The organism is Vibrio sp. B172a (genome assembly GCF_030248355.1).
Taxonomy (GTDB): domain Bacteria; phylum Pseudomonadota; class Gammaproteobacteria; order Enterobacterales; family Vibrionaceae; genus Vibrio; species Vibrio owensii.
Genome location: NZ_JAHGAC010000001.1, coordinates 14,254 through 38,111, shown reverse-complemented (window position 1 = coordinate 38,111; position 23,858 = coordinate 14,254). Strand labels below are relative to the sequence as shown.

At 45.7% G+C, this 23,858-nt stretch carries 22 protein-coding genes; 11 read left to right on the top strand and 11 right to left on the bottom strand.

What is annotated here, in order from left to right; genetic code table 11:
- Positions 1-11 precede the first annotated feature (11 nt).
- From atpA to yegS, 7 genes are all read left to right on the top strand, one after another.
- Positions 12-1,550, top strand: coding sequence for a F0F1 ATP synthase subunit alpha (atpA, locus tag KIT90_RS00135; RefSeq protein WP_005437731.1), 1,539 nt, complete (start codon positions 12-14; stop codon positions 1,548-1,550).
- Positions 1,551-1,571: 21 nt separating this feature from the next.
- Complete coding sequence (gene atpG / locus KIT90_RS00130) at positions 1,572-2,432, top strand: F0F1 ATP synthase subunit gamma (protein WP_005431811.1); 861 nt, start codon at positions 1,572-1,574, stop codon at positions 2,430-2,432.
- Positions 2,433-2,455: 23 nt separating this feature from the next.
- Positions 2,456-3,841 carry a F0F1 ATP synthase subunit beta gene (atpD, locus tag KIT90_RS00125; RefSeq protein ID WP_005431749.1) on the top strand — a complete coding sequence of 462 codons (1,386 nt, stop codon included), beginning with the start codon at positions 2,456-2,458 and terminating at the stop codon, positions 3,839-3,841.
- Between the two features lie 15 nt (positions 3,842-3,856).
- The gene (locus KIT90_RS00120; RefSeq protein WP_005431788.1) at positions 3,857-4,294 is read left to right on the top strand and encodes a F0F1 ATP synthase subunit epsilon; all 438 of its coding nucleotides are present in this window, start codon (positions 3,857-3,859) and stop codon (positions 4,292-4,294) included.
- A 207-nt stretch (positions 4,295-4,501) separates the two neighbouring features.
- Positions 4,502-4,927: a bifunctional diaminohydroxyphosphoribosylaminopyrimidine deaminase/5-amino-6-(5-phosphoribosylamino)uracil reductase RibD gene (locus KIT90_RS00115; protein ID WP_027726810.1), complete on the top strand. Its 426-nt coding sequence runs from the start codon at positions 4,502-4,504 to the stop codon at positions 4,925-4,927.
- A gap of 139 nt (positions 4,928-5,066) precedes the next feature.
- The gene (locus KIT90_RS00110; protein WP_005437729.1) at positions 5,067-5,969 is read left to right on the top strand and encodes a LysR family transcriptional regulator; all 903 of its coding nucleotides are present in this window, start codon (positions 5,067-5,069) and stop codon (positions 5,967-5,969) included.
- A 12-nt stretch (positions 5,970-5,981) separates the two neighbouring features.
- Positions 5,982-6,884, top strand: coding sequence for a lipid kinase YegS (yegS, locus tag KIT90_RS00105; RefSeq protein ID WP_285374361.1), 903 nt, complete (start codon positions 5,982-5,984; stop codon positions 6,882-6,884).
- A 65-nt stretch (positions 6,885-6,949) separates the two neighbouring features.
- Here yegS and KIT90_RS00100 read toward each other — a convergent pair whose 3' ends face one another.
- The 4 genes from KIT90_RS00100 to KIT90_RS00085 all read right to left on the bottom strand — a co-directional run bounded on the left by KIT90_RS00100 (position 6,950) and on the right by KIT90_RS00085 (position 10,029).
- A complete protein-coding gene (locus KIT90_RS00100) occupies positions 6,950-7,285 on the bottom strand; it encodes a YgiW/YdeI family stress tolerance OB fold protein (protein WP_005437727.1) in 336 nt (111 codons plus the stop codon).
- Positions 7,286-7,302: 17 nt separating this feature from the next.
- Positions 7,303-7,950 (bottom strand): AcfA family outer membrane beta-barrel protein, encoded by a 648-nt coding sequence (locus KIT90_RS00095; protein ID WP_005437726.1) that lies wholly within the window; start codon positions 7,948-7,950, stop codon positions 7,303-7,305.
- 137 nt (positions 7,951-8,087) lie between these two features.
- Positions 8,088-9,068 carry an HAD family phosphatase gene (locus KIT90_RS00090; RefSeq protein WP_005437725.1) on the bottom strand — a complete coding sequence of 327 codons (981 nt, stop codon included), beginning with the start codon at positions 9,066-9,068 and terminating at the stop codon, positions 8,088-8,090.
- A gap of 172 nt (positions 9,069-9,240) precedes the next feature.
- Complete coding sequence (locus tag KIT90_RS00085; RefSeq protein WP_285374357.1) at positions 9,241-10,029, bottom strand: SUMF1/EgtB/PvdO family nonheme iron enzyme; 789 nt, start codon at positions 10,027-10,029, stop codon at positions 9,241-9,243.
- Positions 10,030-10,205: 176 nt separating this feature from the next.
- On the opposite strand from KIT90_RS00085, the gene KIT90_RS00080 reads away from it, so the two are divergent.
- Both KIT90_RS00080 and KIT90_RS00075 read left to right on the top strand, forming a co-directional pair.
- Positions 10,206-11,528: an anaerobic sulfatase maturase gene (locus KIT90_RS00080; protein ID WP_005437723.1), complete on the top strand. Its 1,323-nt coding sequence runs from the start codon at positions 10,206-10,208 to the stop codon at positions 11,526-11,528.
- A gap of 10 nt (positions 11,529-11,538) precedes the next feature.
- Complete coding sequence (locus tag KIT90_RS00075; protein WP_285374356.1) at positions 11,539-12,612, top strand: tetratricopeptide repeat protein; 1,074 nt, start codon at positions 11,539-11,541, stop codon at positions 12,610-12,612.
- Between the two features lie 18 nt (positions 12,613-12,630).
- On the opposite strand, the gene KIT90_RS00070 is transcribed toward KIT90_RS00075, so the two are convergent.
- Together KIT90_RS00070 and KIT90_RS00065 are read right to left on the bottom strand one after the other, a co-directional pair.
- Positions 12,631-14,247, bottom strand: coding sequence for a VRR-NUC domain-containing protein (locus KIT90_RS00070; RefSeq protein ID WP_285374354.1), 1,617 nt, complete (start codon positions 14,245-14,247; stop codon positions 12,631-12,633).
- 95 nt (positions 14,248-14,342) lie between these two features.
- Positions 14,343-15,575, bottom strand: coding sequence for an OFA family MFS transporter (locus KIT90_RS00065; RefSeq protein ID WP_009704178.1), 1,233 nt, complete (start codon positions 15,573-15,575; stop codon positions 14,343-14,345).
- A gap of 576 nt (positions 15,576-16,151) precedes the next feature.
- Here KIT90_RS00065 and KIT90_RS00060 point away from each other — a divergent pair.
- Positions 16,152-16,508: a hypothetical protein gene (locus tag KIT90_RS00060; protein WP_009704179.1), complete on the top strand. Its 357-nt coding sequence runs from the start codon at positions 16,152-16,154 to the stop codon at positions 16,506-16,508.
- A 65-nt stretch (positions 16,509-16,573) separates the two neighbouring features.
- Here the strand turns inward: KIT90_RS00060 and KIT90_RS00055 are convergent, their stop codons facing one another.
- The 4 genes from KIT90_RS00055 to KIT90_RS00040 form a co-directional block, all read right to left on the bottom strand.
- The gene (locus KIT90_RS00055; RefSeq protein WP_285374353.1) at positions 16,574-18,457 is read right to left on the bottom strand and encodes a M48 family metallopeptidase; all 1,884 of its coding nucleotides are present in this window, start codon (positions 18,455-18,457) and stop codon (positions 16,574-16,576) included.
- On the bottom strand, positions 18,457-19,047 hold the full coding sequence (locus KIT90_RS00050) for a LemA family protein (RefSeq protein WP_285374352.1): 591 nt from the start codon (positions 19,045-19,047) through the stop codon (positions 18,457-18,459). Before KIT90_RS00050 ends, KIT90_RS00055 begins: the two co-directional genes overlap by 1 nt.
- A 244-nt stretch (positions 19,048-19,291) precedes the next feature.
- Positions 19,292-20,659, bottom strand: coding sequence for an anaerobic C4-dicarboxylate transporter DcuC (gene dcuC / locus KIT90_RS00045; RefSeq protein WP_005437706.1), 1,368 nt, complete (start codon positions 20,657-20,659; stop codon positions 19,292-19,294).
- 375 nt (positions 20,660-21,034) lie between these two features.
- Positions 21,035-22,159, bottom strand: coding sequence for a fatty acid desaturase (locus KIT90_RS00040; protein ID WP_020197465.1), 1,125 nt, complete (start codon positions 22,157-22,159; stop codon positions 21,035-21,037).
- A 293-nt stretch (positions 22,160-22,452) separates the two neighbouring features.
- Between KIT90_RS00040 and KIT90_RS00035 the strand changes: the two genes are divergently transcribed.
- Positions 22,453-23,001, top strand: a complete 549-nt coding sequence (locus KIT90_RS00035; RefSeq protein WP_005437703.1) for a GNAT family N-acetyltransferase — start codon at positions 22,453-22,455, stop codon at positions 22,999-23,001.
- 67 nt (positions 23,002-23,068) lie between these two features.
- Here KIT90_RS00035 and KIT90_RS00030 read toward each other — a convergent pair whose 3' ends face one another.
- Positions 23,069-23,686, bottom strand: a complete 618-nt coding sequence (locus KIT90_RS00030) for an HAD family phosphatase (protein ID WP_285374348.1) — start codon at positions 23,684-23,686, stop codon at positions 23,069-23,071.
- Positions 23,687-23,858 lie beyond the last annotated feature (172 nt).

Genomic DNA, 23,858 nt, shown 5'->3' with positions numbered 1-23,858 from the left:
GGGGTATAGAAATGCAATTAAATTCAAATGAAATCAGTGAATTAATCAGAGAGCGAATTGTTAACTTCAACCTCGAAAGTGAAGCGAGAAATGAAGGTACTATCGTCTCTGTGAGTGACGGCATCATCACAATTCACGGTCTTGCAGATGTTATGCAAGGCGAGATGCTAGAACTGCCAGATAACCGCTTTGCGTTGGCACTGAACTTAGAGCGTCATTCCGTTGGTGCCGTTGTGATGGGTCCATATGCGGACTTATCAGAAGGGATGAAGGTAAAAGGCACAGGTCGTATTCTTGAAGTGCCAGTCGGTAACGGTTTGCTAGGTCGTGTAGTGAACACGCTAGGTCAACCAATCGATGGTAAAGGCGCAGTGTCATTCGACCGTATGGACCCAGTTGAGGTGATTGCCCCTGGTGTTATCGACCGTAAGTCTGTCGACCAGCCAATCCAAACCGGTTACAAAGCGGTAGACTCCATGGTGCCAATCGGTCGTGGTCAACGTGAGTTGATCATCGGTGACCGTCAGACAGGTAAAACCGCGATGGCGATTGATGCCATCATCAACCAAAAAGAACTGGGCGTTAAATGTATTTACGTCGCAATTGGTCAAAAAGCATCGACCATTGCCAACGTGGTTCGCAAGCTAGAAGAGCACGGCGCACTAGAAAACACCATCGTTGTGGTTGCGTCGGCATCAGAAGCGGCAGCGCTGCAATACCTAGCGCCATACGCAGGTTGTACCATGGGCGAATACTTCCGTGACCGTGGTGAAGATGCGCTGATTGTCTATGATGATCTATCAAAACAAGCGGTGGCTTACCGTCAAATCTCACTACTTCTAAAACGCCCACCAGGTCGTGAAGCCTTCCCGGGTGATGTTTTCTACCTCCACTCACGTCTTCTAGAACGTGCAGCTCGTGTTAACGAAGAATACGTTGAGCGATTCACTAACGGTGAAGTAAAAGGCAAAACAGGTTCTCTAACCGCACTGCCAATCATCGAAACCCAAGCGGGTGACGTATCGGCGTTCGTACCAACCAACGTAATCTCGATTACCGATGGTCAAATCTTCCTACAAACTCAGCTATTCAACTCAGGCTTACGTCCAGCGGTTGACCCAGGTATCTCGGTATCTCGTGTAGGTGGTGCAGCGCAAACCAAAGTGATCAAGAAACTGTCTGGTGGTATTCGTACTGCGTTGGCGCAATACCGTGAATTGGCCGCATTTGCTCAGTTCTCTTCTGACCTAGATGAAGCGACACGTCGTCAGCTTGATCACGGTGAGAAAGTAACGGAACTCATGAAGCAGAAACAGTACGCACCAATGACGGTTGCTGAGCAAGCACTGGCGATCTTTGCAGCAGAGAAAGGTTACCTCACTGATGTGGCATTAAACCAAATCTCTCGTTTTGAAGAAGAGTTGATGGCATTTGGTCGTACAAACGCGCAGCCGCTACTGGACAAGATCAACCAATCCGGTGATTACAACGACGAGATCGAGAGTGAGCTACACAGCTTGCTGAAAGAGTTCACTGCGCTGCAATCGTAGGACCACTAACAGGAGTCCGTTATGGCAAATACCAAAGAGATTCGCACCAAAATTGCTAGCGTGAGTAGCACGCAAAAGATTACGAGTGCGATGCAAATGGTCGCCGCCAGCAAGATGCGCAAAGTGCAGGAGAACATGCAGGCGTCCCGTCCTTACGCAGAGAACATGCGTAAGGTTATCGGTCACGTCTCGTCCGGTACGCTGGAGTACAGCCATCCTTTCCTTCAAGAACGTGAAGTGAAGCGAGTGGCTTACATCATCATCTCATCCGATCGAGGTTTGTGTGGTGGCCTGAACAGTAACTTGTTCAAAAAAGTATTGGCAGAAATGCAGGACTGGCAAGAGAAGGGCGTTGAAGTAGATACGACGCTCATTGGTTCGAAAGCAATCAGCTTTTTCCAGTCCCTCGGGAAAGTAATGGCACAGACTTCTGGCCTTGGTGATGCACCAAAACTGGAAGATATGCTGGGTGCGGTTAACGCCATGATGGAGCACTACTCCGAAGGCAAAATCGACCGCTTGTTCCTTGTTTACAACCAGTTTGTAAACACCATGGTGCAAAAACCAACGGTATTGCAAATGCTGCCGTTCCCGAAAGAAGACATTTCACGTGATAAAGAGGCTCGTTGGGATTACCTCTACGAGCAGTCTCCTCAAGACATTCTCAACCACCTGATTCAACGCTATGTGGAATCACTGGTTTATCAGGGTGTGGTTGAGAGTATCGCTTGTGAACAAGCCGCGCGGATGATGGCAATGTCTGCCGCGACTGATAACGCAGCGCAACTGATTGAAGACCTACAACTGGTTTACAACAAAGCGCGTCAAGCGGCGATTACTCAAGAGTTGAGTGAAATTGTATCCGGCGCACAAGCGGTTTAGAGAGAGAATTTGAGGTTTAAATTATGAGTATTGGCAAAATCGTCAAAGTCATCGGTGCGGTGGTCGACGTCGAGTTCGAACAAGGCAAAGGCCCGAAAGTTTACGATGCACTGAAAATCAACGATGGCAGCGATGGCTCACTGATGCTGGAAGTTCAGCAACAGTTGGGCGGCGGTGTGGTTCGCTGTATCGCAATGGGTTCTTCGGATGGCCTTAAACGTGGCCTAGAAGTGGAATCTACGGGCAACCCAATCACGGTACCTGTGGGTGAAGAAACCCTAGGTCGTATCATGAACGTGTTGGGTCATCCAATCGATGAATGTGGTCCAATCGGTGAGCAAGTGTCTTACGAGATCCACCGTGATGCACCAAGCTACGAAGAGCAATCTAACAGCACTGCGCTACTGGAAACGGGCGTTAAAGTTATCGACTTGATTTGTCCGTTCGCGAAGGGCGGTAAGATCGGTCTGTTCGGTGGTGCGGGTGTAGGTAAGACGGTAAACATGATGGAGCTTATCAATAACATTGCTAAAGCTCACTCAGGTTTGTCGGTATTTACCGGTGTAGGTGAACGTACTCGTGAGGGTAACGACTTCTACTACGAAATGAAGGAAGCGGGCGTTCTCGACAAAGTAGCCATGGTTTACGGTCAGATGAACGAGCCACCGGGTAACCGTCTACGTGTTGCGCTAACAGGTTTGACCATCGCAGAACGTTTCCGTGATGAGGGTCGTGATGTACTGTTGTTCGTGGATAACATTTACCGTTACACATTGGCAGGTACTGAGGTATCGGCGTTGCTTGGTCGTATGCCATCTGCGGTAGGTTACCAACCAACACTGGCAGAAGAGATGGGTGTGCTTCAAGAGCGTATCACGTCGACTAAGAATGGTTCTATCACGTCTATCCAAGCGGTTTACGTACCAGCGGATGACTTGACCGACCCATCGCCAGCAACTACGTTTGCGCACTTGGATGCGACTGTCGTTCTGTCTCGTAACATCGCTGCTTTGGGTCTGTACCCAGCGATTGACCCATTGGATTCAACATCACGTCAGCTTGATCCTCAAGTGGTTGGTCAAGAGCACTACGATGTAGCGCGTAAAGTTCAGCAAACGCTGCAACGTTACAAAGAGCTAAAAGACATCATTGCCATCCTAGGTATGGATGAACTTTCTGAAGAAGATAAGCGCTTGGTATCTCGTGCTCGTAAAGTTGAACGTTTCCTAACTCAGCCTTACCACGTAGCTGAAGTGTTTACGGGTCAACCGGGTGTATTCGTTCCACTGAAAGACACCATTGCAGGCTTTAAAGCGCTGCTTGATGGTCAGTACGATGACATCCCAGAGCAGGCATTTATGTACTGCGGCAACATCGACGAAGTGCTTGAAAAAGCGAAAAAACTGTAAAGCGCGGGAGGCAATATGGCCATAGCGGTTTCACAAAATACGTTTCAGCTGAATGTGGTAAGTGCAGAGGGCACACTTTACTCAGGTCCGGCACACGCTATCGCGGTAGCCGGTGCGGATGGTGAGTTAGGTATTCGTCCTGGTCACTCACCGCTGATCAGTAAAATCAAGCCGGGTGTTGCTCGTATTACCGGTGACTTGTCGAAGCCTGAAGAGATTCTGTATGTCTCTGGTGGTTTGGTCGAAGTCCAACCTGATGTGGTTACTGTGCTAGCGGATACTGCGCTTCATGGTAAAGACATCGACAAAGCAAGGGCAGAAGAAGCTCGCAGAGCGGCGGAAGAAAACATTCGCGCGCATGTGGACGACATCAGCTTTGCACAGGCACACATGGAGTTGAACAAGGCATTGGCGCAACTTCGTGCAGTAGAACTAACGATGAGAATTCGTTAGTCACTTTTTCGGAATGCGGTCTGAAGAGTGGTAATCAACGGGGCAACTTCGGTTCGCCCCGTTTTATTTTTTATGAATATCCGACAGGGATTGATTTGTTTGGAGAGGCCAAACGTAAGAGCTTTGCAAACACTTTTATATAGCGAGGAAAGCATGCTGGCGTTAGAATCCATCACCCAAATTTTGAATAACGAGTATCAGATCCAAATGAGCCAACAATTTATGCTTCGTGCGTTGGAAGTGTCACGCAACGCGCTGCCTGCTTGTCAACCAAACCCACCTGTCGGTTGCGTGCTGGTAAAAGACGGTGAAATCGTATCAGAGGGGCATACACAGGCGATTGGCGGCAATCATGCAGAAGTTGAAGCTCTCAAAGCTTACAGCGGCGATTTAAGTGACGTGACCGCGTACGTAACACTAGAGCCGTGTTCGTTTGTTGGACGTACACCTGCTTGCGCAAAAACCTTAGTGACTTGCGGCATCAAAAAAGTGGTGGTTGCCATGTTAGATCCTGACCCTCGAAATGCTGGTCGTGGTATCGACATCCTAAAAGAAGGCGGCGTAGAAGTAGAAATTGGTTTGTGTGGCGAAGAGGTGAGTGCCTTTTTAACCCCTTACCTAGGAAAATCCTGAGCGATTTTCAGAATATTCTTCGTCAATGTAGGGTTAAAACTCGCGAAAACATGCATAGACGCTCAAATCCGGTGTTCTGAGTCGTTAACTATCATACTGTTAGCTAAAATAAGACCATGTCCTGTTTTATGTTTGCAAAATGAAGAGCACCGATTTAAACCTTATCCCAATTTTTGTGGCGATTTACGAAGAGCAGAACCTGTCTAAGGCCGCTGCTCGTCTTGATATCAGCCAACCTGCGGTGAGCAAAGCACTGGCTCGCCTGCGTGATATCTACGATGAACCACTTTTCCACCGAAGTACTTCTGGTGTAGAGCCAACCAGCTTTGCGATGGATATCTATCCCGCCATGGTTGCTGCGTTAAAAAACTTCACCTCTACGCTTTCCGCTTCTAGCAGTTTCGATCCTAAAGTTTCTAACCGCATTTTTTCGATCGCCTGTGTATCTGTCGCGAGCTATGAGTTGATGCCACAACTGATGCGTCAGATCCGCGAGCAAGCCCCTAATATCGGGTTAGAAGTGCATCCGCTGTTTACCGAAGATTACGAAAGCGACTTACGTTTACAAAGATACGATTTGATCATTGATTTGCCGCCGCGTGGGCGAACGGTACTAAAAATGGACCCTATCTTTTCTGAGCGATTGATGGTGGTATGCAGCTCTGAGCACCCGCGCATTCAAGATTCCTGTTCGGTTGAGCAATTTTTGGCGGAAGAACACGTTGTTGTATCTCGTTGGCACGCTCGCAATAGTTTGTTAACGGGTGAAGACATTGAAGACTTGGCGAGTCGCAACATTGTGTATCGTGCGGCGGGTGCAATGGAAATGTTGCCAGTGATCAACGGCAGTGAATACATCGGTATGTTGCCACTGTCGACCATCGAACACTTCTCAAAAACCTATGACATTAAAGCCGTGCCGTTGCCTTTCAATGACAGTGTGCATGACCTTTGTGCGATCTGGCACTCTAGCCGCAGTAATGAAAGCGCGCATCAATGGTTAAGAGCTCAGCTAAAACAAGCGGGTAAAACGATTCGATAACGAGGAGCGAGCATGAAGACAATACGTGCCATTCTAAACGGTAAGAAAGCCGGAACCCCTGAACTCCGTAATGAGATCATGCGAATACGAGAGCAGGGGGTAGATTTGCAAGTTCGTGTGACTTGGGAATCTGCAGACATGGGGCGCTTAGTTAAAGAAGCGGTCAATGAAGGCATTAGACGTATTGTTGTCGCGGGTGGTGATGGGACTGTCAACGAAGCAGTCACAGCGCTCAACCAGATTGACGCGAATGCTCGGCCTGAATTGGCCATTATACCAATGGGGACGGCGAATGATTTTGCGACTGCAACCAAAATCCCAACTACGATTCGAGAGTCCATTGAGCTTGCGGTTAATGGTGACGCCGTTGCGGTAGATAGCGTTCAAGCCAACGACCGTTATTTTATGAACATTGCAGCAGCAGGCTTTGGTGCAGAGATTACCGCAGAGACGCCCGTAGAGCTGAAGAACTTTTTAGGTGGTGGCGCTTACACATTAACAGGACTAGTAAAAGCGTTAGGCTTTAAACCTTATGATGGCTCGTTGACGATAGAACAGGGCAGCTATCAGGGAGAAATTCTCGTTGGCGCGTTTTGTAATAGTCGTTTAGCTGGTGGCGGACAAGAGCTCGCGCCAAACGCACTTATTGATGATGGTTTAATGGACATTACTTTGGTGCATCCATTCTTGCCCCATGAGCTACCTCAAGTAATTGATGAAATTCAAAATCCAACTGAGACTGGGCAGTTTGTTAAGCATACTCAGGCGAGTTGGTTGGAGATTGATTTTCCTAAAACGCTACCATTGAACTTAGACGGCGAGCCTTACCGTTCTAATAAGATTCGATTTGATGTCAAACCACGAAGCATTCGCTTGGTGCTTCCACCACATTGCCCTTGCTTGAGTGTTCACTAGAAAAACGAAAAGCCACCGCTGACGGTGGCTTTTGCTTAATTGAAACAAGGGATAATCGCTAGTGCTTAAAGTTTCTGAATGGTATCGACTTCAATTTGAGTTTTAGTCCATTCCGAATCCACTTCACCACGGATAGCAACTTGATCTTTTGGCGACACGTCTTGTCCCATCCAGTCTTCGTTGTCGATCTCGACTTGGATTTCACCCGTGTTGTCTTTAAATAGGTAAGTCTCATTGCCCAACGCTTGCACAATGTTACCCGTTAACAACACATAGCTGTCATCAGCCGCTTTTTGTGCTTCTTTGACGGTATTGATTGCAGCGGTTTCAGGACCGGTAAAGGCAGCCAATGCTGAGCCTGAAAGTAGGGCGAGCATTGACGCAAGAATCAGTTTTTTCATGCTAATGGCTTCCTAATTTAGAAATAGTAAGTAGAACCTACGTTGATTGATGCTGTGTTTGCGTAGCTATCAAGTTGGTACTTCGCGTTTGCGCCGATGGTCAATTGAGGGAAGATTTTGTATTCCGCACCAACAGAGAACACGGCACCCAACTCGTTATTCTTTTCTGTGCTGTGGAAAAGTGTTTTGCTCATTTCCACATCGTCATTTGAAACCAGCTCGTGCTCTTCGTACTTACCGGCTTTCGATTCGTATTGTGTGTAGCTCAGACCCGCTTTTACTTTGGTGGTCCATTTGTCGTTTAATGCGTAGCTAAACACAGGCGCAAGGGTGATTTGTTTTGCCTTGATGGATGAATCCCATTCCATTTCGCGGTGGTAATCTTTTCCATCAATATTCTGGATGCCTAGGTTTTTTGAACGGCTATCTTCTAGTTCAAATTGGTTGTAACCCAGTTCTACCGCCCAAGAGTCGTTGATAGAGTAGCCAACAAAGCCACCAAAAATACCGTCTTCCAATTCAGGGTTTAGATTCACACCGTCAGCGTCAAAAGATGTTTCAAAATCGTGGTCGGTGGTGCCGAATCCATACTCCAAACCCACATAAGGCGCTGCTGCTACCGAAAATGAGCTTGCTGCTAGAATCGTCAGGACTGTTCTTTTCATTCTGTTTTTACCTCTTCGTTTTGATGGGAGGCATTGTGTGTGAAGAGTCGTGAAGTGATCGTGAAGAAAAGGCTAACGATTGAAAATGAATAAAAAAACTCCCCAAAAGGGGAGCTTTTAAAGAAGTCGTAATGGTGTTAGTAGACGGTGCACCATTCGTTTTTCATGTCGATAAGATGCCAGTTATCGCGTTGGTTGGCTTCATCCATCGCTTTATCTAAGTGGCCGACGCTGGATTTACGGTCGTATTTCCACTCTCGATCTTCATCGGTGTGGTGAACGATCATCGCCATCGAGTTTGGCTGACTGGTTGCCCACTGCATCATCGCGTGGTCACCGTCTGAGTTACCAATTGCGAGAACAGGTTTCTTACCGATGATGTGTTGAATGTTTTCCACTTTACCGGCTTTGTCATCAATCGTTAGGATTTCACCTAACTTAGTCACGGTTGGTTTACCGTCGTTGTAGTCGTACTTGTATTTTAGCGCGCTACCAATGATTTGTTCTTCAGGAATGCCATACACTTCTGGTGCCCAAACACGCATAAAGTCCACGCCGCCACCAGAGACAATGTAGGTCTTAAAGCCATGCTCTTGCAGATAGGTCACCATTTCACGCATTGGCTTGTAAGTCAGTTCGGTATACGCCTTACCAAAACGTGGATCTTTTGCAGCTTTCAGCCACTGTGCGACCTTCTCTTGATATTCTTCAACCGTCATATCGCTGTGCGTGACTTTAACGATCTCAAGCAGTGCTTTTTCACCGCCCTTAAAAACGCCTTCGATATCATCGTTCAATACTGATTTGAACGGCTCTTGCGTCTTCCATTCTGGGTGGTCTTTTGCCATGATTTTTACTTCGTCTAGCGCATAAGCCAGTTGGAAGTAGAAAGGCTTCTCTGACCATAACGTACCGTCGTTATCGAACACGGCAATACGATCTTGCTCAGGGATGAATGTCGATTTTGTGGTATCCAAAGATTGGTCAACGTAGTTTACGATGGCGGTCTTACTCGCTCCATCTTTCCAAGAAGGCAGCAAGCTTGGGTCGCAATCTAAAGCCATCGCTGAGAACGATAAACCAGATAAGACTGCAAGGGCACAGATGTGTTTCTTCATATTATTATTTACCTAAGTTTGAATGTATTGTTTGTATACATTTGAGGTGAAATGTAAATGAGAACAACGTGGATTTAGCCTCTTTCCCTAACCATTTCCCTAACCAAGAGACGTGTTAATTGGTAAGAATGCGCAAAGGGGCAGTAACGTCGCTTCTCATGCGTAATCGTGCTTAATCAGCATCTTTAGCAAGGCGAAGTCCCATGTCCGACATAATTATAGACTGGCTTGCGAAATCTCGACGGAAATTCTCTGATTCATCAGAATCATAGGCAAAGCTACCGCCTCTGACAGACTTGTGTGCTAGGCCGGCTTTTTCATCTTTAGCGTTGTTTGGGTTCTCGATTGGGCCATAACGGTAGAAAGTATCGTCATACGCGTCGATCACGAACTCACCAACGTTACCTGTCATGTCATACAGACCAAGTTCATTAGGCTGCTTTTGACCAACGGGGTGAGCTTGGTTTTTGGAGTTGTCGGCATACCACGCCACATCAGCAATGTTGTTTGAACCTGCGTAAGTGAAACCTTGGCTCTTGTTACCACCTTTTGCGGCAAACTCCCATTCCGCTTCTGTCGGTAAGCGGTAGTTTTCACCGGTCAGCTCGTTCAATTTCTCGATGAAGTAATTCGCCTGCTGCCAGCTCAAGTTGTTAACCGGGATGTCTGCACCTTGGAAGTAACTCATTGAAGAACCCATGACAGATTCAAACAACTCTTGAGTGACCTCAAATTTGGAAATGTAAAAGCCGTCTACCTTTACTTCGCGTGCTGGGGTTTCTGCCTTCTTGGCGGAGTCGCTGTCCGATCCCATGACAAATGAACCGCCTTCAACCAACACCATGTCTTGATCAATGTTGAGCGCGATAGGGTGCGGTGATTGAGTCGCACAACCACTCATTAATACGCTGAATGATAGAATGGAAAGTGCGGCTAACGATTTGCTTTTAAATGATTTCATCAATAGTTTCTCGCCAAAAAAGTCACGATAAATATTAGCAATAAACGCTATGAAAAAAGGTTATAAACGGTATAACAAGCCTCTTGTATTAATGGGATTTATGATTAGGTCATCAAGGTGAGAATGGCACGCTTATGAGCGTTCTCAGCTGCATTTCATAACGAAAAAGGTGACGTATGCACATTACTCAAGGTCCTCAGTTCAACGGTAAAGCCTCTAAGCGTTTACATGTCATGGCAAAGCCCATTGGGGCGGCTTGTAACATTGATTGCACTTACTGCTATTACCTCAGCAAACAGGACTTACTTGAGTACAAAAAAGGCTGCACGCCTGTGATGGATGAAGAGACGTTAGAAACCTACATTCGTCAGTATATTGAAGGACAGAACACGCCGGAAATCATCTTCTCTTGGCAGGGTGGTGAACCAACGATGTTGGGCTTGGATTACTTTAAAAAGATTGTTGAGTTTCAATCTAAGTACAAGCCTGAAGGCGTGGTCATTTCTAACGATTTACAAACCAATGGCACGTTGCTCAACGACGATTGGTGTGCATTTCTAAAAGCAAATAACTTTTTGGTCGGTTTGAGTATCGACGGGCCAGAAATGATGCACAACGCTTACCGAACCAACCGCGCAGGACGTGGCACGTTTAACCAAGTGATGAAGGCTGTTGAACTGCTGCACAAACACGAAGTGAAGTTCGCAACGCTAACTTGTGTAAACAATCTAACCAGCCGTAATCCTCTTGAGGTGTACCGATTCCTACGTGATGAAGTGCGTTCTCCGCAAATGCAGTTTATTCCCATCGTAGAACAGAAAACGTTCCGTACTACCGCACCCCAAACATGGGAGCCGCAAGAGCAGCTGAAACAAGGCGACAAGCGTCTTATTCCTGGTCACAAAGACTCTGTGGTTGAGCCATGGTGTGTGGCAGACGAGGCGTGGGGTAACTTTCTTATCGCGATTTTTGATGAGTGGATTCAACACGACATTGGCAAGGTGTTTGTTCAGTACTTTGAAGCAAGTGTAGAGACTTGGATGGGGCGTAAAAACCCACTTTGTACGCTAGGTGAGATTTGTGGCAAAGGCTTGGCAATGGAACCAAACGGTGATGTTTTCGCTTGTGACCACTACGTTTATCCAGAATACAAGATTGGCAACATCCACCACGAAAAGTTAGACACCTTGGCGTATGGTCCTGAGCAACAAAAGTTTGGCTTTGCCAAGACTCGCTCGCTAACCAAGCAGTGCCAACAGTGTGATTACCAATTTGCTTGCTACGGCGAGTGTCCGAAAAACCGTTTCATTCGCACCAAAGACGGTGAACCTGGGTTGAACTACCTGTGTGCAGGTTGGAAAAAGTTCTTCTCTCATGCTGATAAGGCAATGGCATACATTCTTCGTGCAACGGGTAACCCTGTGGCACATGGCAAATACAGTGATGCAGTGTTACGCCAACAAGCGGCGAAGCGTCCTGTATTCGAAACCAAATTTTAAGGGGATTGATATGACATTCTCAAAAACGTTAATAGCCATCGCTCTAGGCGTCACCGTAAGCCAATCTGTTGCAGCGCAGGATGAGACCTTGCTGGCACCGGACCAAGTTTCTTCTGCGAGCGTGACAAGTGCTGAGGAAACCCATTCAGCACAGATGTCGCCACAGCAAGTGGTTGCGAAGTGGTCTTATCAAGCACAAGACGTGAAACAACCAGTAGAAAAGCGCATTGAAGCGTTGCATGAGTTGGCAAAATATCCAAGTCAAAACGCGCTGGTGGCAGTTGCACGCAGTCTTCAAGACCAAGACCCAGCGGTTCGTGAGGCCGCGATTGTGGGAGCAGAACCTTACACGATTGAACATCGCTGGCGCATGATTGAGCCACTGTTGAGTGATCCAGAGGCCATGGTCCGTATTACTGCTGCGACCAACTTAGTGCGTGACTTTTCCAACGTGAGCAGCGAGCAACAGCAAACGCTGGAAGCGCCGGTTGCTGAACTGATCAGCTACTTAGAGCACAAGAAAGACGACGGCTCCAAACTGCTGTTAGCGGATGTTTATCGTTGGCACCATGAATGGGATAAAGCGGATAAAATCTATCAAGCTTTGGTGACCAATCAGCCTGAAAATCCACAAATCTGGCTAAGCTTGGCCGACAACTACCGAGCGCAGCAACGCGATGCTGATGCGGTCAAGACGTTGGATTCTGCGATCAAACTTCATCCTGACAATGCGTCTTTGCACTATTCGAAAGCGCTGACACTAGTACGTTTGGATGAGAAGAAGAATGCAGCGACAGAAATCGAAAAAGCGGCCAACATGGCGAAAGATAACAGCTACTACTGGTATCTAAATGGCGTACTGCAAGAAGACTACAACCTAGACAAATCGGTGAAGTCTTTTGAGCAAGCATATTTGATCTCTGGTGCGCCAGAGCAACTTTATGCGGTTTGCGACATCTATGTTCGTTACGACAACCCGAAAACAGATGAGTGCTTGGGCGAACTAGAGAAAGTCGCACCAAGCTACGTGATTGATCAATTGAAAGAGAAGAAAGGTCAGAAGAACGCCAAAGTAAGCAGCTAAGGCTATTTGGCTCTTTTCCTAAGCTTGTGCTGTTACATAACAGACTGAGAACGGCACATTGAGGCGATTGAACTCCTTGATCCAACGCCATTGGTTATCTTGGAGTTTATCGCCTGGACCTTTCACTTCTATCCATTCAAACTTCCCATCTTTAAAAGCAATCAAATCCGGCATACCGTTTCGATAGAGTTTTAAGTCGCTTAACTGTACGTTAAACAGTTCGACCAACAGGTCATTAGGGATGTGTTCAAGAGCTAGAGATATCAGCTCTTCGTTCACATATGCCCAACTGACGAAGGGATTACTGATCCCAACTTTATCTCTGTATGTATCAAACAACGCCGGTTTATTCCCTTGTTGAACTTGCCCAAGTGCATTGTCGATAAGCTGCTTTCTTTTATCGACAAAATCGGCGTGATACAAATCCAAGGGTCGATGTTGATAAGCGTTAATGAATGCGCCTTCTATCGGTGCAAAAATCGCATCCCACAAGGTTAAACCTAACAAGCTGTTGAGCAGGGTATTCTCGGAATAGAAGACGGTCCAACCTAAACTTTCGAAATGCGCTTTGGTTGCCAGCTCCACACGTTGCTGAGATAGATCCAATTCGATGTGGTATTCGCTGCATTTTGGCTTGGTGGCTCTCGGGACTTTCAAGCCTTGTTTACGTTTAACGCGTTGTTCGAGCTTCTGTGCCACCTCAAACTCAGAGACATCAATAGGGTGGGTAAGCATATCAGTGACAATGTCACTAAATAATTCGTTTTGTTCTAGCTTGTCGTATATGCGAGCACGACGCTCTCTGCTTGGCGCGAGTGTCGTTGTTTCAAACAACGCAATTGCAATCTCAAGTTCGTTTATGCGTTCGTAATCACGGGCAATGTCGTTAATCATGTGCTCGCGTTTACGGTCGACGTAGCGATGTTCAACCTTTTCTGGCATTGCTTCGATAAGCATATCGAGGTTCGCTTTTTGTTTTCTGTCGCATTGCCAATAAAGGTTGGAGAGTTGGCTGAGTTCAATAAGCCGATCGATTTGCTCTCTACTCTCGAAGAATCGACGCGCTTTACTTAACTGGTATTGTTCGAACTGGTGTAAGCCTAAGTCATCAAGCACGAACTGGCTGAGGTCTTGATGGGTATTAGCAAAAAACAGTGTCAGCAAAACATCAATCATGTGTGCGGAGTTAAGCTTAATCACCATGAAATCCAGAGCCTCAAATAGCTCGAAACGCTCTTCACTTAGGCATGCCACTAACGCTTCTTTCTTGAGGGATTTAGGATGCTCAGGATAGAGTGTGACGATCTCTGGTTTGGTTAGTAGATTCGCTGCTAACTCTTGCGTTGTTAGGTCAGGGGAGAGCGAGACAAAATCATGAGCTGCCAATTCGTCCAAAGCCGACTGGATATTCTCGATTTCTTGATAGTTGAGTTTGTCGCTGCGAAACCAACACCCTTTGCGGCTGTAAAGACGTACGAGAAGGCACTGTGCAGGCTTGTTTAAGCAACCAAACGCGGACAGCCATTGATGTTCACCTGCACTAAGTAAGTCGCTGTACCACTCGGTAGCGTGCTGTGTGAGCTTGAAGAAGTTATCGAGATAGTAATCTGGCGCGAGTTCGACGGTGTTTTCCATAACCAACTAACAATAAAAAAGGCTTAACCCATAGGTTAAGCCTTTTTCGAATCAATTTCTGCAGATCTATTAGATAAATAGAACTGGACTGTCGATTAAGCGTTTTTCAGTTGTGCTACTTTCGCTTCAGTCAGTGGTTTAGTGATGAACGCTAGTACGATACACACTGCCATCATTACTGCTGAGATAGTGTAAGCAAGACCGTAGCCGTCACCGTTAGTCATTGAGAAACCAACAACAGCTGCACCGATTGCACCACCGATACCCCATGCTGTGTAAAGCACGCCGTAGTTAGTACCGTAGTTCTTCAGACCGTAGAATTCAGCCGTTAGAGTAGGGAATACTGCTAGAAGCGTACCGTAACCTACTGCTGCGATTGCTGTACCGATGATTAGCGTGAACTCAGTTTTGAACGTTGCGAACAGAACCATGTTGATGCCCTGTAGAACGAACGCTAGAAGAAGAGTACGCACGCCACCGATCTTGTCTGCAAGCATACCTGCCGCTACACGACCGCCTGAGTTAAAGACCGCAAGGATAGACGCTAGGTAAACCGCGTTTGGTAGGTTCGCTTGAACGCTTGCGATAGTTGTGATGTTACCGATGATCATAAGACCAACAGAAGCTGCAAACGCGTACATGATCCATAGAGAGTAGAACTGTGGCGTTTTAAGCATTGCTTTCCAAGTTAGGTCGTCAGATTTCTTCACAACCTTAGGTGCTTGACCTTCTTTTACTTTAGGTTCAGCTGGCGTGTAGTCCGCTGGTGGGTTGTTGATTGTTGCTGCTAGAGGAACAGCGATAGCAAGGATACCAACACCAAGAACTAGGAAGCTCGTTTGGATGCCCATGCTGTCGATCAGTGCAGAAGTCACAGGAGCCAGGTAGATAGCTGCTAGACCAAAACCTGCTGCGATGATGCCGTTAACCATACCTTTCTTAGATGCGTGGAACCACTTCATTGCTGAAGGAGAAAGACACGCGTAACCAAAACCGATACCTGCACCAGTGATTACACCGAAAGTGATGTTCAGCATTAGTGGTGAGTTAACAAAACCAGACGCGATCATGCCTAGACCTGTTAGAACAGTACCTAGGATTAGGATCAAACGTGGACCCATACGGTCTTGAAGAATACCTGCAACAAGAAGACAGATAGAGAAAGTAATAGTTGCAGTCGCGTAAGGTGCAGATGCTTCTGCTGCGCTCCAGCCTGACTCAGTCACTAGTGCTTTGTTGAATACACTCCAAGCATACAGGATGCCAAGACAAAGGTTGATACAGAATCCTGCTAACAGGATGCGCATAGCTTTATCAATCTTGCTCATTTTTGTTCTCAGTAATACCTCTTGGCAGATAGCAAAGAGGGGTCGGTTTAAAGATAGGGTTTACTCAAAATAAGTTTGCGTTTTTCAACACATAACGTAATGAGCGCGGATTATAACCAATAAATGTGTGATTGGAATCTCTTTTTACCCCAGTGGCTAAAAATAATTTGAAACATTAAAAATGATTGTAATGAGAGCGTTTTATATATGAAGAAAATGTTGATCTAACGTAAAGAAGCTTTGGTTTGGTAGTGAGATCCTAAGTGAAACAAGGTTGATAGCTCGAACATGGGTGTTTGGCTCACAGTTTAAGCAAAAAGTTTCAAAATGTTTAAGTGTTAATGCTCTGTAACAAAAATGGCCAAAATAGAGACTGCTTTTTGTAAGTGCAGGATCTAAAGGGTTTATAAATTCGAGAATGTTAACCGCTTGTAATAACTAGATTCAAAAGGGAGGGTTGAACACAAAGCGAGCAAAAAATGTGCTTGTAATTGCTAAATAGATAAGCAAAATAGGGCGCAAAATGAGTTTTCATTAATGAAAGGATGCTTTTCTCTACTTGTAGTGAGGTGACTTATGAAATTGTTCCTATTACTTATGGCTTCTGTTTCTGCAGGTGTCGCATCAGCAGATCACATCCATTCATTCATGCTAGGTCTTTCTATTGCATCGCTTGCAGTAGGTAGCTGCTACTTCTTCGCATTCCGTAGTTCGCGTTTCCCACAGCTTGCTTTGTTCTTACTGATCTGTGGCATGTTGTCTAAATTGACGATTACTGTGGTCGGTGTGATGTGGGGTATGTCAGCTGAGCTGATTACGTCTCCAATCGTATTTGCTTTGTCTTACTTGTTCTTCTCACTAGCAGTAACCTACCTATGGTTCAGCTACCGTCAAAGCATCACCAAGATTCCTGAGCGCTTCAAAGCCGCTTAATCAAAGTAATCAATTGATGAACACAAAAACGCCAGCGATTATCGCTGGCGTTTTGCTTTCTGTGTTTAAAGCGTCACAGTCAGCGGAGGCTCTGGTACTTCCAAAAAGCATGCTATCACTCGATACAATTCGCCCTCTGCAACGGTGATCTTCCCATCCGATTCAATGGCCAAGCGGCATGCTTTAACGAACTGACGTCGTTGAACCGGTTTCAGTTGCAACAACAGCTCTAATGCAGCGCGGCTCAAGCGCCAATTCTTGTTTGCAGGCTCTAACGTTACTTCCGCGAAACCTAAAGATGTTAGGGCTGAATTAAATGCAAGTTGCGCCGCTTGTGGCTCTGAGTGACTGACCCAAGCGAGCTCCCTCAGTAACCAATGTACACTTTCTTCCAATTGCTTAAGGGTTTTGTTCTGGCGAGTAAATCCAAAAGGTGCGATGAGCTGCTTCTCAAGTAAATTAATGACGCACCACTCACCGAGAGAGTAATGATTGTCAGTTTGTGATAATTCACGCAGCACTTCACACAGCCGGTTCTTTTGGCCTTCACTGAGTGCTTTTAGGGCAGGGATCGCTAGCTCCAAAAGAGGAAGGCGTAAATGCGTTGGTAATTCGTAATCTAACCAAGGTAATAGCTTTGCGTGCGACACCATTGGAATATGACCTTTGATCATCTCACGTTGCAAATCGCTGCCATCAAAGATCAGCAGCAATGCAATAAAACGAGCGCTATAAGGCTCACGTGCTATGTCGACCAAGTCTTGTGGCAATTGGCTAATGAGCTGTTTCCCTGTCTCACTTAACTCTGAGGAAGTTGGCGCGACACTCTGTGGCTCAACGTTCTGGGTACTTAAGTCTTGGGTACTAAAGTCGGCATCCGACGCAAATCCACTGACTTGTTCATTACCGAAAGTTGCTCCTTGGCTACGACTTTTACTCAAAAAGCTGCCATCCCAATTAGGCTCAATCCGGCGAATCCTTTCTTCAAGTGGTGGGTGAGTAGCAAATAAACCAGTAAAGCCAGATAAGTTGCTCTGACCAAACATCATATGGCTCATTTGGCTGCTTGCTTTGGCGTTAAGATAAGACCCAGCGTTGCAACCACCTATCTTTTTTAAAGCGCCAGCGATGCCTTGATCGTTACGGGTAAACTGAACCGCACTCGCATCGGCTAAGAACTCCCTTTGTCTTGAGATTGCCGCTTTGATCATTGAACCAAACAAAGTGCCAACCCAGCCTAGAATCAAGCAGACAATCGCTATCAACATAATGACGGCAAAGCCTTTATCTGAATCGGAAGAGCTTCTTGAGACGCGACTGGTGTGGTGTGTGTTGTCTAACACCAGATGACCGAAATGGGCAATGCAAGTGATGCCGAAGAGTACCCCGATTAAACGTGTGTTCAGGCGCATGTCACCGTTTAAGATGTGGCTAAACTCATGAGCAATCACGCCTTGTAATTCATCACGTGTGAAGGTGTCTAGTGCGCCTTGTGTAACACCGATTACAGCATCATCAATACTCATACCTGCAGCAAACGCGTTGATGCCTCGTTCTTCTTGCATCACATAAACAGGAGGAACGGGAATCCCTGACGCGATCGCCATTTCTTCTACCACGTTAAGCAGTCGCCTGTGTTTGGCGTCTATCGTGTTGGAGGAAATCAGCTTACCACCAATGCTTTCTGCAACGCCTCGGCCACCGTTCGAAGATAAGTCAGATAGGCGAATCATCGAACTTATTGCTACGATCAACACGACACCCGCAAAGCACAGTAAGACATAGCTAATGGCCGTGTTTTGATCAAATGGCTCACCCGTCACCCCATAGTAAATACCAATCGATAGGACGCTGACCAAACCCGTAATGACAAATACCGCTAAGGAAAACAGAAACACCAAAAGCCCGGTGCGTTGTCGCGCGGTATCTTGATGGTCAAAGAAATTCATTAGAACTCAACCTTAGGTGCTTCTTGGATGGCTTCAGTATCTGCAAATTCCAACAACTTGCCGTCTTGGAAACCAAACATATTGGCAAACAAGACTGGTGGGAAAGTTTGCTTGTAGGTGTTGTAGCTGGTGACTGCATCATTAAAGGCTTGGCGAGCAAAAGCGACTTTGTTCTCTGTGCTAGTTAACTCTTCTTGCAGTTGGCTCATGGTTTCGTTGGCTTTCAGTTCTGGGTACGCTTCTACAACCACATTTAACTTACCTAGCGCATTTTGTAGCATGCCTTCTGCTTGTGCTAATTGACTGATGGCTGCGTCGCTGTCTGGTGCGTTACTGGCTGCTTTTAAACCAGAGATTGCTTGGTTTCTAGCTTGAATCACTCGCTCAAACGTTTCTTTCTCATGTTCCATATAGCCTTTTGCGATGCTAACAAGGTTTGGGATCAAGTCGTAACGTCGTTTCAGCTGTACTTCAATCTGAGCAAAGCTGTTTTTAAAGCGATTACGTAGCGTCACTAGCTTGTTGTAAATGCTGACCGCAAACACCGCGATAAGCAAAATGATGACGATAAAAACAATAAGTGAAGTCATAGTAAGTTCCATTTTGTGAATGTATGAGATTTTTATATAAGCTGTTGAGATAGTAAGCAAATCAGACTGCTGAGAATGTGGAGCACTTTGAAAATATGGAACGCATTGCTTAATAAAACGCACTACCTAATAAAACGAAGGACTGATGAATGAAGAAGAGAAGGGCGTAAGAGAAGAGTCGTAGAATAAAAAAGGCTCGACATAGAAGCCGAGCCTTTGTTGATTGACGCGATGTAACCGCAGTTTATGCCGTCATTGGTACAAGCACCATAGTACCGATGATTACAGTAATCAGACCTGCCAGAACTGGCACTGATGTACGTTTTACTACTTCGAACGGACTGATGTTTGCCATACCAGAAGTCGCAACGATTACACCAGATACTGGCGAGATAGTACGGCCTAGGTTAGATGCTTGTAGCATTGGGATGATTAGGAACGCAGGGTTAAGACCCATCTTCGCAGCCAGTGAAGGAGCAAGCTCTACGAATGCGTAGAATGGAGCGTTACCAGAACCCGTCGCAATCGCAGCAGCAACAGTTAGACCGGTTAGAATAAGCATTAGCGCGATACCGCCAGCGCCTGCATTGTCTGCAAGATGAAGTAGGTTATCGATAGCACCAATTGACATAAGACCTTGCGCGAACACACCCGCCGCAACCAACAGCATTACCACGCCTTTAAACGCATCTGCCATGCCCGCATAACAAGAATCAAGATCTTCGAGTGACTTCTTACCGTCAAACTTGTTCACGACGTAGTGAATTACAGCACCCAAGAAGATAGAACCTACCACGATAGTGTAGATGTCTAGAGTCAGACCAGGAATTGTGCGACCGTTGAATAGGAATACACCGATGATTGGTAGGAAAGGAAGAACTGCATAGAACGCTGGCGCATCTGCTTTGATCTCAGATACGTCAATCTTTTCCATTGGCGTGTTGTCTTTCTTATCTAGGTATTTATTCCAGAAGAATGCCGCTGCAGCCATTACGATGATTGCACAAATAGACACAGGCAGTACGGTTTGAACCGCGAACACATCAAGCGCTAGGCCAGATTTTTCTGCCGCGATAACCACGTCACCAGAAGTTGGTGAAAGGATGATTGCCGCTGGTGAAGCACACACTGCCACCGCAGCAGGGCGAGAGATACCCATTGCTGTCATCATTGGGAATAGGGTAGCCATTAATAGCACGCCTAGACCTGTTGCTGAACTCACTGCAAGAGACATCAAACATGCAACGATGTAAGCCGCTACCAAAAGGACGTATGGAGACTTGATAACAGAAAGCGGTTTAGAGAACTGTTTTACTACTACATTGTTTGCGCCGATGTGGGTCATGTAAGACGCGAAGCCACAAAGTAGCATGATTTGCATACCAAGGCCGCCGCCACGGTATTGAAGCATGTATTTTACGTACTCTAGTGCGTCCGTCACCATATTACCCGTTGAGGTTACTTTTGATGGCAGAACGTCATGGCCAAGTAGACCAGTCATAAGAAGCAAACTAATACCTGCGGTTAATAACACGCCAGCGGCTTTGTAGCCTTTGACAATGAAATAACCCACAGCAATGGTCACTACCAAGCCAATTAAGAGCTCTAACATAGGGTTGTCTCCAGATATTATGAAAAAAAGAAAGAAACTGTTTCAGTTTATGTCAGAGAATTTACAGAATTCTTTCCTGTGGCACGAGACTAAATTAGAGCTAGCATGATCTAAAACAAATAATAGATTAATAAATAATTGCGTTGGATTATATTGTTTAAATTACGTTTTTCAGGTGTTATGTACTGGTTTTGTTGTTTTTAAAGAAACGAAAATATGAACAATTTGTCGAATAAAAATCGTACGAAATGATTAAAAAGTGGGAAAAGCGATAGTTCGAGCTAGATCACGTTAAAGGGGCTTGATTGAACAAAAAAGCTCCGAATGAACGGAGCTTTTGTTTTGACGTCGTTATATTGAAGCGCGAGCTACACGTTATGCGTAGCGTCGCACTAAGAGGTTCCAACTGCGTTGTTGACGTTCAAATTCTTCCTTAATTTGTTCGTATTTCAGCTTTGATACGGAACGTTCGTACTTTTTCACTACGGTTGCTGTTTTCTCACCAAGCACTTCTTTTCGCGCTTCATAATATTCTTGCATGTGGTGTACGAGTGCATCGAATTCCTGCTGAAGTTGGTCACGAATCGATTGGCTATTCGGTTTCGTTTCTAACTTTTCTTTTGCCTTTTTCAGCAACTGAGTTGCGCGCGCTTTTTCGATACGGAAAGTCGATGTCGTACGAAGTTTGGTTGTTAACCCAAGCCAAGAGCATGATTTGATCAACCATTTAGTCGGGTCGTAATGCCACCAGTACACACCATTTCGGTAATCGTTCTCAAAGATGTGGTGGAAGTTATGATAACCCTCACCAAAAGTGAAGAAGGCTAAGATGCCATTGTCACGAGCGGTGTTTTTATCGGTGAAAGTCTGTTTACCCCAAACATGCGCCAGCGAATTGATGAAGAATGTGGTGTGATGGCTCAAGAACAGACGAGCGGCACCAACGATCAAGAACATTCCCCAGATGTCACCATAGATAAGACCTAGTGCAAGAGGGAAGCCGATATTAGTGGCAATGGCCAAAGGAACGTAATACTTGTGCTGCCATGCAACGATCTTGTCTCGTTTCAAATCACGGCAGTTCGTGTACTCGTTCTCTTTTGACTTGTTGTAATCGCGAAGCATCCAACCAATATGGGAGTACCAAAAACCGCGCTTCGCTGAATACGGGTCTTTGTCATTGTCATCTACATGTTTGTGGTGAACACGATGGTCAGAAGACCAATGCATTGCGCTGTTTTGAAGAGAGAAAGCACCACCGATGGCAAAGATGAATCGTAAAACTGGGTGGGCTTCATAGGTTTTGTGGCTCCACAGACGGTGATAACCCGCGGTAATGGAGAGATTGGTAAAACTAAAGGCGATGATACCCCAGATCAGATGTTCCCAACCTAATCCGTAGTGGTATGCATACCAAGGCAATACAACAAAAGTCAGAATAAAACTGGCAGAAAATATCAATAGATTCAACCAGATAATGGGCGGTTTATTATGCGTCACGATGTGTCCCTAACTTTGAGCTAACAACTGTTCGCTAGAATATCAGCGTACACGTGTAAGTCAAACTAAAGTTAGGCGACTTTGTTTCGAGTTGTGACAGTTCTATCGCTAAGGTCAAACTCGCAATAATCTGGTGTGGTCAGTGGGATTTTTTGCTTTTAAACGAATAATGAGTAGTATTAATCAATGAGCTGTGGCTATAGATTTGTAAAATCTGCCAAAAATATGTAGTTAAAGAGGTGGAAAATGCCAAAGCTCGTTAGAGAAGCAATAAAAGAACATAGGAATACGTAATGGAATTACGATTAGCGGAATATAAGGATTATGAACGCATCGCGCAGTTGCACGTGGACAGTTGGAAGCGTCACTACCGTGGTATGCTAAGTGATGGTTACCTTGATAGCGAAGCCATCGACGATAAATTGTTGATTTGGCAAACTCGCTTAACCAACCCACCATTCAACCAGCATGTTGTGTTAGCCGAAGAGGGCGGGCTTCTTCTCGGTTTTGTTTGTGTGTTTGGGAATCATGATTTTGAACGCGGCAGTTTTATTGAAGCGCTTCATGTGGATGACAGTTATCGCGGTCGCGGGATCGGGAAGCAACTTTTATTGGCGGTTGCAGAATGGCAACAACAGTACTTTAAAGACAGTGGCTTGTACCTTGAAGTGATTTCTCAAAATGAACCAGCCATCCAGTTCTACCAGCATATTGGTGGACAAGAATGCCAAGAACGCAATTGGAAAGCGCCGGGTGGTGGTGAAGTCCTTGAGAAAGTGTTCCGTTGGTCAAATGCACAATCACTGGTTAATGGCATAGAAGAAAACGTGGTTTACTCGTAACGGTTGTAACCAGAAGCCTAATTCAGAAAAGAGCAGCGACGTGCTGCTCTTTTTAGTTCGTATCACCCTAAAAACGTAATCCCATCGCTTTTAACTCATGTTCACACTGTTCTGCATGTTTAAATTGAATTGCCGCTAACCCTACCGCTCGTGCCCCTTCAACGTTATAAGGCATATCATCAAGGAACACGGTTTCTTGTGCTAGGAGTTGATGGGTTTCCAACAAGCTTTGATAAATCTCTGGCTGAGGCTTTAACAATCCCAGCTCTGCTGATACTGTCGCGCCTTCAAATAGTGGCCAAAAGTCGTAAGTGGCTTTTAGAAATTCGACGATCTCTACCACGTTGTCGGTCAGTGCGAACACGTTATATCCTGCGGCTTTGATGCGTTTGAGAAGCTCGACACTGCCATACATCAGTAATTGGGTGTGTTTCACGTAATAAAAGAAACGTTCGACATCGCTATCTGAAAGTGCTTTTTCTGATTGATATCGCTGTTTTGCTTGTGCTTCAGTAATAAGCCCTTTGTTCAAATCTAACCAGATTGCGTTCATAAACAAGTCTTTGGCTAACGCCTCGGCGTCGACATCATTGCCAAATGTCAGCCTTACAATTTCTAATGGCGACCATCTCACTAACACATTACCTACATCGAATACGACATTTTTGATTGCTATTGATTGCATAGGTGTCCTTGTTTGATAAGTTGAATAGGAGAGAGTGGGTTGCTTCGCTGTGTGTATGTTGCACGGCATTCATGTACAAGGCTTTGCGTTACATCCCATTTTCTGTTGAATTAACAATCAAATTTGCCTAATTATTAGTTTTGTGAATATAAAGCGCTGAATTTAAAGTAGA

What these genes read in the sequence shown, in the direction of transcription:
- KIT90_RS00050 (WP_285374352.1), bottom strand. Translation starts at nt 19,047, where the DNA reads ATGACTTCACTTATTGTTTTTATCGTCATCATTTTGCTTATCGCGGTG.
- KIT90_RS00085 (WP_285374357.1), bottom strand. Translation starts at nt 10,029, where the DNA reads ATGAAATCATTTAAAAGCAAATCGTTAGCCGCACTTTCCATTCTATCA.
- KIT90_RS00030 (WP_285374348.1), bottom strand. Translation starts at nt 23,686, where the DNA reads ATGCAATCAATAGCAATCAAAAATGTCGTATTCGATGTAGGTAATGTG.
- KIT90_RS00100 (WP_005437727.1), bottom strand. Translation starts at nt 7,285, where the DNA reads ATGAAAAAACTGATTCTTGCGTCAATGCTCGCCCTACTTTCAGGCTCA.
- KIT90_RS00120 (WP_005431788.1), top strand. Translation starts at nt 3,857, where the DNA reads ATGGCCATAGCGGTTTCACAAAATACGTTTCAGCTGAATGTGGTAAGT.
- KIT90_RS00090 (WP_005437725.1), bottom strand. Translation starts at nt 9,068, where the DNA reads ATGAAGAAACACATCTGTGCCCTTGCAGTCTTATCTGGTTTATCGTTC.
- KIT90_RS00065 (WP_009704178.1), bottom strand. Translation starts at nt 15,575, where the DNA reads ATGAGCAAGATTGATAAAGCTATGCGCATCCTGTTAGCAGGATTCTGT.
- yegS (WP_285374361.1), top strand. Translation starts at nt 5,982, where the DNA reads ATGAAGACAATACGTGCCATTCTAAACGGTAAGAAAGCCGGAACCCCT.
- dcuC (WP_005437706.1), bottom strand. Translation starts at nt 20,659, where the DNA reads ATGTTAGAGCTCTTAATTGGCTTGGTAGTGACCATTGCTGTGGGTTAT.
- KIT90_RS00070 (WP_285374354.1), bottom strand. Translation starts at nt 14,247, where the DNA reads ATGGAAAACACCGTCGAACTCGCGCCAGATTACTATCTCGATAACTTC.
- KIT90_RS00060 (WP_009704179.1), top strand. Translation starts at nt 16,152, where the DNA reads ATGAAATTGTTCCTATTACTTATGGCTTCTGTTTCTGCAGGTGTCGCA.
- KIT90_RS00080 (WP_005437723.1), top strand. Translation starts at nt 10,206, where the DNA reads ATGCACATTACTCAAGGTCCTCAGTTCAACGGTAAAGCCTCTAAGCGT.
- KIT90_RS00075 (WP_285374356.1), top strand. Translation starts at nt 11,539, where the DNA reads ATGACATTCTCAAAAACGTTAATAGCCATCGCTCTAGGCGTCACCGTA.
- atpG (WP_005431811.1), top strand. Translation starts at nt 1,572, where the DNA reads ATGGCAAATACCAAAGAGATTCGCACCAAAATTGCTAGCGTGAGTAGC.
- atpD (WP_005431749.1), top strand. Translation starts at nt 2,456, where the DNA reads ATGAGTATTGGCAAAATCGTCAAAGTCATCGGTGCGGTGGTCGACGTC.
- KIT90_RS00110 (WP_005437729.1), top strand. Translation starts at nt 5,067, where the DNA reads ATGAAGAGCACCGATTTAAACCTTATCCCAATTTTTGTGGCGATTTAC.
- KIT90_RS00035 (WP_005437703.1), top strand. Translation starts at nt 22,453, where the DNA reads ATGGAATTACGATTAGCGGAATATAAGGATTATGAACGCATCGCGCAG.
- atpA (WP_005437731.1), top strand. Translation starts at nt 12, where the DNA reads ATGCAATTAAATTCAAATGAAATCAGTGAATTAATCAGAGAGCGAATT.
- KIT90_RS00115 (WP_027726810.1), top strand. Translation starts at nt 4,502, where the DNA reads ATGAGCCAACAATTTATGCTTCGTGCGTTGGAAGTGTCACGCAACGCG.
- KIT90_RS00055 (WP_285374353.1), bottom strand. Translation starts at nt 18,457, where the DNA reads ATGAATTTCTTTGACCATCAAGATACCGCGCGACAACGCACCGGGCTT.
- KIT90_RS00095 (WP_005437726.1), bottom strand. Translation starts at nt 7,950, where the DNA reads ATGAAAAGAACAGTCCTGACGATTCTAGCAGCAAGCTCATTTTCGGTA.